Source organism: Desulfosarcina sp., assembly GCF_046496365.1.
Taxonomy (GTDB): Bacteria; Desulfobacterota; Desulfobacteria; order Desulfobacterales; family Desulfosarcinaceae; genus Desulfosarcina.
On record NZ_JAWOHB010000126.1, the window covers coordinates 1 to 8,608 of the forward strand.

The following is an 8,608-nucleotide window of genomic DNA, read 5'->3' on the forward strand; positions in this document are numbered from 1 at the left end:
CGGGCATCTCGGCTTTGGCCTTGCGATTGCCTTTGGCCTTGCCGCCGTTGCCGGCATGCGCGGGCAGGTGTGGCGAGGTGTGATGCAACTGGGTGCGCCGGCGTTGGGCGACTGGTTTAGCGTTGCCATTGGCGCCGTTGCCGTTGGACGACGATCCCACCATGGCCACCAGTTCGGCCACGAAGACCTTCATCTGTTCGGCCTGGGCGTTCATCTCCTCGGAGGCCGATGCGGATTCCTCGGCGTTGGCCGCGTTTTGCTGGGTCACCTTGTCCACCTCGTTGACCGCCGTGTTGACCTGGCTGATGCCCTGGGCCTGTTCGCTGGAGGCGGCGGCGATCTCGGCCACCAATTCGCCCACCTTGGCCGAGGACTTGGCCACCTCGCTGAAATTATCGTTGGTCCGCCCGACCAGTTCGCCGCCCTCCTTGACCTGTTTGACCGTGCCTTCGATGAGGTTGGCCGTGTTTTTGGCCGCGTCGGCCGCCCGCATGGCCAGGTTGCGCACCTCGTCGGCCACCACGGCGAACCCGGCGCCGGCCTCACCGGCCCGGGCCGCCTCCACTGCCGCGTTGAGCGCCAGCAGGTTGGTCTGGAAGGCGATTTCGTCGATGGTCTTGATGATCTTGGAAGTCTCCTCGCTGGCCTTGGAAATCTCCACCATGGAACGGGTCAGTTCACCCATGCTCTGGTTGGCCGCGGTCACCACCTGGTTGGCCTCTTTCATGAGCGTGTCGGCCTGGCTGGCGTTGTCGGCGTTCTGGCGGGTCATGGAGGACATCTCCTCCAGCGACGAGGAGGTCTCCTCGATGGAGGCGGCCTGTTCGGAAGATCCTTCGGCCAGACTCTGGCTGGCGCTGGAGACCTGGCTGGAGGCTGCGGCCACCTGGTCGGCACCCTCGCTGAGGCCTTCGATGATTCGCTTCAGGGCACGGTTGATCGATATGCTCAAAAAGATGCCGAAGGCCAGGGCCGCCAAAAACCCGGCGATCATGCCGATGATGGCGATGGTCTTGGAGCGGCCGGACTCGATCGCGGCCTCCTCGGAAGACACGTGGGCCGCATCCTCGTTGATCTTGACGATCTGCTCCAGCAGATCGATGGCCGCCGTCTCTTTCTCGCGGGCCGTCACCATGGCATGCTGACTGGCTTGATCAAACAGGATAGTGGCCTTCTGGGCCTCCTCGCGCAGCGGGTAAAGACCCTTCATAAACCCCTGGGCCGCGGGTTGTAGGGCATTCCTGAAAATATGCCGGGCATTATCCAGGTTGCCCTTGCCAACGGCGGCCTTGATATCGGCCACCGCCTGGTGAAAACGGTGGTGGGGCTCGGTTATCTGGGCGATTAAGCTGTTCATGGTGGGGTTCTGGGTTTTAAAGCCGGCCACCCACTTGCCGAACCCGCAGGTCAAATGGTCCTCACCGCCCTGGAATGTTACCTCATTGGCAACCAGGTCGGATGTTTCGCTCATCAGTTTGTAATGGTCGCCGCGGATCATTTCGATGGTTACATTCAATGCATCGGGGTTGCCCAGGTCCAGCTTGTCCAACTCCTGGATCAGTTTGAGGAACTCGTTGTTCCCATGGCGCCAGGCCTCCCAGGCCGGGACGAACTTGTTCCACTGCTGCGCCTCTTCCGGGGTCTGGGGCAGTGGCTCGTATACCTTCCAGGCGGCTTCATAATGGTTGCGGGCGGCCTGGATATTTTCGAATTGCTGCGCCTTGTGTTCGCGGCTCAGGTCCGGATTCAGCAGGGTGCGCTGGGCCACGATTACGGATTCAGCCTCCTTTTCGATGACCATCAGGCTGTGGATGCTGGGCAGCCGCACCTCTCCAATTTCAACGATGTGGTGGGACAGGCCGTTGACGCCGCGCCAACCGACAAAGCCCACCGCCAGGGTAATCACGGCGACAATCACGAAGCTGCCGATCAGCTTGGCACTCAGTTTCATATTTTTAAACATTTTACGCTCCTTATGAATGATAGGGTTGAAAATCATTTCTGAATTGGGTCGCTATAAGCGACAGCATGATCAAGCGGCCTTGGCCATGGCCTCCAGGTCATCGGCGCCGAGCACTTCGGCGATGTCCAGCAGGATCTTGACCTTGCCGTCCATCTTGGCCATGCCCAGGATGTAGTCCGTGTTCAGGCGCGTGCCGAAGGTCGGCGTGTCTTCGATGTCCTCGCCCTTGATGTTCAGGACCTCGCTGACCGAGTCGACCACGATGCCGATGACCACGTTGACCCCGTGGGCGCCGATCTCCACCACGATGATGCAGGTGCGCTCGTCGTAAGCGATGGAGCTCATGCCGAAACGCAGGCGCAGATCCACCACGGGGATCACCTTGCCGCGCAGGTTGATGACCCCCTTGACGAAGGGCGGGGTCTGGGGCACGGAGGTGATGGCCATCATGCCGATGATCTCCTTGATTTTAAGAATGCCGATGCCGTACTCCTCCTCGGAAAGGGAGAAGGTGAGATACTTGCCCTCGCGATCCAGGGCTTTGCCGGGTTCGCATTGTGCCGTCGCATGCGAATTGGCCTGCTTGATCTGTGCCTGCAGTTCGCCGCGGTCCACGGGTGCCTCTTGTGACTTTGCCATAAACAACCTCCTGAGGTTATGATTGATGCTGTTCGCTGAACACCGGAAAACCGATGAGCTCGCTTAGTTTTCATGCCCATGAAGCCGGGCGATGCGTGTGATCAAGTCGTTGCCGAATCCCGCCTTCTCCGGAACGGGTCCGCGGGAAGGGTGTGTGCGGTCTTCTCGGCCGGCCGTGATCCTGGCAAGGACCGTCTCCAGCACCGAACCGACATCGCTGAAATCGCTGTCCAGGTAACTGATGAACCGGGGGTAGAGCGTATGCCCGAGAATCGCACTTTCGCGGCGGTGATCCGGAAGCACCAGAATGCTTCGGGTGTTCAGAATCAGATCGCTCAAGGCAGAGAGGCGCGCAAGCTCCGGCGGGCTTTGGGTGACCAGCACCAGCCATGTCTCGCCGCCGCAGTTCCGCCGCAGACGCTGGCCGAGGGACCGGAGGGTCATGAAGGTTTCCAGGGCGCACCGGTGGTCGCATCCGTTGAGCGCCTGCAGCAGGCGTTGGTGCTGTTTTTTCTGGGATGCATATACCAGCAGGTTCATCAGTATCGTCGACACGTTTACCTTTCCGCTTTTCTTTTTCACTGATCACGCTTGACCAGGAGACTAATCACAAGGTGTGCCAACGCGTAGATTCAGTTTTAAAAACAGGTAAGATGTTGTTTTTAAATAATTTGCTCGTTCAATCAACAAACGCTTGGACGAAGGCGTGAGGTGTTCAATCCGGGAATCCCGGACAATGTGTCGTGGAAATTCGGACAGGCTCCAGGTTTTCGGGATGGGGACGGGGCATCCATACGGTGGGGACCAAAGACAGCCCGAAGGGGGCAGGATGGTGACTTACGAACGCACCCATACTTGATGAAGGTTCAGTCTCATGCAAACCTAGAAAATACCGCTGACCAGCTGACAAAGCCGTTCAGAGGCCCAGATGATGATGCTTCAGCAGCTCGTAGAAGCGTGAACGAGACAGGCCGGAGATATTCAGGGATTCGTTCAGGCTGTTTTGGGTCTGATCCAGAAGGCTGCGCAGGTATTCGCGTTCGACGCTTGCAACGGCCGCTTTGCGGAAGGCCTTAAAGGTAGTCAACGGAGCCGGATTTAGACCTTTCGCCGGAGGCACGGGATGCGTCATCGCCGCGGTCCCGGGCGGCAGTTCCAGGGCCCCCTGGATGACATGCAGGCGGATGTTTTGCGGCAGGTGCCGTGAGTACAGCGTCGCCTCCGGCCCGGCACTGGAAATGGCCGTTTCCAGCGCATTGACCAGTTCGCGGACATTGCCGGGCCAGGGGTAGCGTTTCAAGGCGTCCATAAAATCCGGAGATATGCCCTTGTTTTCGACGCCGTAACGCCCGGCGATTTTGGAAAGGTAGTGAACCGCCAGCAACTTGATATCCTCGCCGCGCTCCCACAGCGGCGGCAGGGTGATCGCAATGGTACGGATGCGGTACAGCAGATCCTGACGAAAACGGCCGTCTGCGACCATTTGATCCAGATCCCGGTTGGTGGCGGCCAGCAGGCGGAAATTGCTGGGAAGCTCTCTTTGGCCCCCCACGGGTCGATATTTGCGCTCCTGAAGCACGCGCAGAAATACTTTCTGAATGGCCGGCGGCAGTTCACCGACTTCGTCCAGAAAAAGCGTGCCGCCGTCAGCCTGGGCCACCAGACCCTCCCGGGCCTTGTCGGCGCCGGTGTAGACCCCTTTTTCGTGCCCGAAAAGCAGGCTTTCCACCAGCGTTTCCGGCAGGGCGGCACAATCCACCACCACCAGGCTTCGGGATGATCGGCGGCTGTTCTCATGGATGGCCCGGGCAAAGATCTCTTTGCCTGTACCGGTTTCCCCGGATAGGAGCACATTGGCATCACCGGCCGCAGCCTGGGCCAGCTGGTCGTAGCAGGCCGTCAGTGGCTTGCTTTCCCCCACGATACCCTTCAGACTCAGGGCTACCGGTGCCGCACCGTGCCGCACCTTCTCTTTTCTGTACTCCAGCACACGCTTCAGGGAAAGGGTAATGTCCTGGGTCGATCCTCTTTTTTGAATGTAATCCCAGGCGCCATTGTTGACTGCAATCTCGGCGCCATTTACATTGCCGAATCCGGTCATGATGATCACTTCCGGTTGTGCGGGTGTGCGTCGGATCTCAGCAATGGTGTCCAATCCACAGCCGTCGGGCAAATGAACATCCAGCAGGACCACATCGTAGGCGTTGGCCCGGACTTCGCGTAACCCTTCTTCCAACGTCGGCTTCCAGGCGGCCTCATAGCCCATGCGCTGAATCAGGGCCGCCAAGGTTCTGAAGACAGCGTCGTCGTCCTCAATAATAAGAATTTTTTCCATTGGCCTCGGTTCCGTTGTTTTGCGTTCACATGGATCGTTTGCCGTTCGATGGAGTTATCGGTCAATCGACCATCCACTTGAGCCCATTATCCGGGATTGCTGAAAAAAATCCGAATTTTCCGGACGGGTCGTCCTGATTTTCCGTATTTCACTTCACCATTCGGATGCAAAAGGCCGCATGCAACTATTCAAGTAATTGTTTTCTTAATGGATAATGGCGGACTTAAATAAAATCATATGCTGGCACGCCATTTGTAGCCATTTCAACAATAATGCAGGCGCAAAACAATGGGGACACTCATCCACCTGTTGAACAGGGCACTGCCGTGAGCCAAGGATCGTTCCTTTATCCGGAAATCACAGGAGTATTCGTCAAATGGCCTATAAGATCTTGACAACCGATGACAGCAATACCATCCGTAAAATCGTCAAAAAAGCGTTCAATGACTATAATTGCGAGCTTTTTGAAGCCGGAAACGGAGTCGAGGGCCTGGCTGTCGCCGTAAGGGAAAAGCCGGACCTGATCCTGTTGGATGTGACCATGCCGGTCATGACGGGTATGGAAATGCTCGAAAAATTGAAAGAAGAGCCGACGCTGAAGGAGATCCCGGTGATCATGTTGACGGCCGAGTCGGGAAAGACCAATGTGACCCGGGCGGTCATGCTGGGCGTCAAGGATTATATGGTCAAGCCCTTCAAAGGTGATGAACTGATCGAACGCGTCAACAAAATTCTGCGTTTGAAAAAGGCTTCCTGAATACAGGCCTTATTGGGGTGCCGGCGTATGTTTGTGGATCAGGGTCAACGATTAACGAAGCCGTCAACGATTGCGAGTAAGGAGAACAACCAGATGGATGTCAGGTATATCAACCCCTTTGTGGCTGGCATAAAGAATGTGTTCGCCACGATGATCGCCTTACCCTTTACACTCCATAAGCCGAGCATCAAAAAGAATCGGATGCCTGACTTTGAGATCAGCTGTATCATCGGGCTGTCCGGTCCTGTCGTGGGGTGTGTGGTGATCAGTCTCAAGGAGAAACTGGCCCTTGAGTTGGCGTCGGCGCTGACCCAGGAAACCTTTGAATCCTTTGATGCGGATGCGGTTGATGCCATCGGTGAAATCACCAACATGATCGTCGGGAACGCCAAATCCAATTTTCCTGAAGCGGACTGTTCGATTTCGGTTCCAAGTGTGGTCATCGGTCAGCATCGGGTTTCGTTTCCTTCTACCGTGCCGATCATCACCATTCCCTGTGAAATCGGATCCGAGCGCCTGTGCATTGATGTGGCCATTCAAAAGCGGGATTGACAAATTTCCCAGCCTTCAAGCTGTTCGACAATATCATCCATCCAGCGCCTTGCGAACCATCCGCGCCATGTCCGATTTAGTGACCGGCTTCATCAGAAAACCCTTGATGCCGATGGCCTGTGCTCTTTGCGGGTCCATTCGTTCGCTGAACCCTGTACAGACGACAACCGGAATATCCGGTCTGTGTGAAATTAAGGCCTTGGCCAGTTGATCGCCGGTCATGTTGGGCATGGTCATGTCGGTGATGACCAGATCGAAGGCGTCGGGGTTGGCCTTGAACGCTTCCAGGGCCTCCAGGCTGCTGACCCGCGATGTGACGCGGTAACCCAGGCGTTCGAGCATCTGTCGCCCAAGCCGCACAATCGGTTCCTCGTCGTCCACCAGCAGGATGCGCTCGTTGCCGGTCTCAACGTATTCCGCCGGTTCGGCGGCCTCAGCGGGGGCGGTCTTGACGATCAGCGGCAGGTAGATATTCATCGTGGTCCCTTGGCCAAACTGGCTGGCAACCGTGATGTCACCGTTGTGCTGCCTGACTATTCCGTAGACCGTGCTGAGGCCCAGTCCGGTCCCTTTTCCCTGGGGCTTGGTCGTAAAATAGGGTTCGAATATTTTTCCCAACAGTTCCGGGGGTATTCCATGCCCCGTGTCAGCAACAGACATTCGGGCGTATCGCCCCGGTTCGAGTTGGGTGTGCTTGACATTGCCATCGGGCAAACTGGTTTCCACCAGTGCTATGGATATCTTGCCACCGTTCTGCTCAACGGCGTGAAAGGCATTGGTCATCAGGTTCATAGCGATTTGATGCACCTGGGTGGGATCGGCCATGACCAGCCCGCAATCGTTTTGGATCTTTTGGTTTATTTCGATATTTGATGGAATCGTGGCGCGCGTCAACGTGAGAACCTCTCTCAAGACCTGCTGGATCCTGACCGGTTTTTTCTGGTGGTCGGACTGGCGGCTGAACGAGAGAATCTGGTTCACCAGATCCCCGGCTCTGTGTGCGGCTTTTAATATTTCCGCAACATGTTCATGATTCATGCTGTTCGCAGGGAGGTCCTCCATCAGCATTTCGGACATCCCGGTAATCGGAAAAAGCAGGTTGTTGAAATCGTTGGCGATGCCCCCGGCCAGGGCGCCAAGTGCCTCCATCTTCTGGACCTGGGTCATTTTTTTTTCAAGTTCCAGCTCTTTGGTGATGTCATGGGACATCCACACAAAATTGGTGACGATTCCAGCTTTGTCCTTGACGGGGGAAATAGAACACTCACAGGTATACAGCGTGCCATCCTTGCGCTTGTTTATCAGGCGTCCGGACCAGGGTTGGCCTGCAAGGATGGTATCCCAAAGGTTCTTGTAAAACGCCCGATCCTGGCGACCGCTTTTTAACAGGCGCGGGTTCTGGCCGATGGCTTCCCGGCAGGAGTAGCCGGTGATATTCCCAAAGGCCGGGTTGACGTACTGGATCTTTCCCGAAGCGTCGGTGATGACAATGACTTCATGGGCTTGTTCAATGGCCAGGAGCAGCCGCTCACGCTCGGCCTCGGCCTGTTTGCGTTCAGAGATGTCCCGGGTGACGGAGATGACATGTGGTTCACCTTCCAGGGAAATGACCCGGGCAGACATCAGCGCGGTGGTCAGGCTGCCGTCCTTCCTTTTAAAGCGGGCTTCGAGATTTCTGTAAAAGCCTTTTTCCCGCAGTCCGCGGGCCAGTTTCTGCCGGTCGGCGGGATCATGCCAGATACTGATATCCAGAGATGTCTTGCCGGCGACATCGTCATGGGTATAGCCGGTCAACTGGGTAAAGCCTTCGTTGATCTCCACATAGAGGCCATCCTCCAGCCGGTTGACGTTTACCGCATCCGGGCTTGCGTTGAAGGTCAACCGGAACTTCTCCTCGCTCGTGCGCAGGGCCGCTTCGGCCCGGCTACGGTCGGTGACGTCGTGATAATTCACCAATATGCCGTTGATCATCGAATCTTGGACCAGATTGACGGCGGTCAGTTCAATCCACTTGTAGTTGCCGTCTCTGCACTTGAACCGGTATTCCGTTTTTCTTTCGGCTTGGTCACGCCCAAGCAGGGTGTTGAATTCTTTCTGGATCCGCTCCCGGTCATCCGGGTGAACCGTTTCCCATCCATCGGTGCCGATGAGGTCTTTTGGCTCCCAGCCGAACCATTTCTCAATATTTGGACTTATGTACCGGATGATGCTGTCGGCATCCAATATGGCAATGACATCCGAAATATTGGAGATCATTTTTTTGTGTTTGGCTTCACTCCGCCGAAGGGCCGCTTCGGATTGGTATTTCTCGCTGATGTCCCGAAAAATGAGAACGACGCCGATGACATCGCCATTTTCACTT

At 56.5% G+C, this 8,608-nt stretch carries 7 protein-coding genes; 2 read left to right on the top strand and 5 right to left on the bottom strand.

Translation table 11 applies throughout. The annotated features are described in order from the left end of the window. From R6V78_RS11515 to R6V78_RS11530, 4 genes are all read right to left on the bottom strand, one after another. Nucleotides 1-1,963: methyl-accepting chemotaxis protein (locus R6V78_RS11515; protein ID WP_410289506.1), on the bottom strand; the 1,963-nt coding region annotated here is incomplete at its 3' end. Between the two features lie 69 nt (nt 1,964-2,032). Beyond that, the gene (locus R6V78_RS11520; RefSeq protein WP_410289507.1) at nt 2,033-2,602 is read right to left on the bottom strand and encodes a chemotaxis protein CheW; all 570 of its coding nucleotides are present in this window, start codon (nt 2,600-2,602) and stop codon (nt 2,033-2,035) included. A 63-nt stretch (nt 2,603-2,665) separates the two neighbouring features. After that, nucleotides 2,666-3,157, bottom strand: a complete 492-nt coding sequence (locus tag R6V78_RS11525; RefSeq protein WP_410289508.1) for a hypothetical protein — start codon at nt 3,155-3,157, stop codon at nt 2,666-2,668. Between the two features lie 361 nt (nt 3,158-3,518). Next, a complete protein-coding gene (locus R6V78_RS11530; protein ID WP_410289509.1) occupies nt 3,519-4,937 on the bottom strand; it encodes a sigma-54-dependent transcriptional regulator in 1,419 nt (472 codons plus the stop codon). A gap of 376 nt (nt 4,938-5,313) precedes the next feature. On the opposite strand from R6V78_RS11530, the gene R6V78_RS11535 reads away from it, so the two are divergent. Together R6V78_RS11535 and R6V78_RS11540 are read left to right on the top strand one after the other, a co-directional pair. Continuing rightward, nucleotides 5,314-5,694: a PleD family two-component system response regulator gene (locus R6V78_RS11535; protein ID WP_410289510.1), complete on the top strand. Its 381-nt coding sequence runs from the start codon at nt 5,314-5,316 to the stop codon at nt 5,692-5,694. 93 nt (nt 5,695-5,787) lie between these two features. After that, nucleotides 5,788-6,246 carry a chemotaxis protein CheX gene (locus R6V78_RS11540; protein ID WP_410289511.1) on the top strand — a complete coding sequence of 153 codons (459 nt, stop codon included), beginning with the start codon at nt 5,788-5,790 and terminating at the stop codon, nt 6,244-6,246. Between the two features lie 33 nt (nt 6,247-6,279). On the opposite strand, the gene R6V78_RS11545 is transcribed toward R6V78_RS11540, so the two are convergent. Next, nucleotides 6,280-8,608: PAS domain S-box protein (locus R6V78_RS11545; protein WP_410289512.1), on the bottom strand; the 2,329-nt coding region annotated here is incomplete at its 5' end.

What these genes read in the sequence shown, in the direction of transcription:
- R6V78_RS11540 (WP_410289511.1), top strand. Translation starts at nt 5,788, where the DNA reads ATGGATGTCAGGTATATCAACCCCTTTGTGGCTGGCATAAAGAATGTG.
- R6V78_RS11535 (WP_410289510.1), top strand. Translation starts at nt 5,314, where the DNA reads ATGGCCTATAAGATCTTGACAACCGATGACAGCAATACCATCCGTAAA.
- R6V78_RS11520 (WP_410289507.1), bottom strand. Translation starts at nt 2,602, where the DNA reads ATGGCAAAGTCACAAGAGGCACCCGTGGACCGCGGCGAACTGCAGGCA.
- R6V78_RS11530 (WP_410289509.1), bottom strand. Translation starts at nt 4,937, where the DNA reads ATGGAAAAAATTCTTATTATTGAGGACGACGACGCTGTCTTCAGAACC.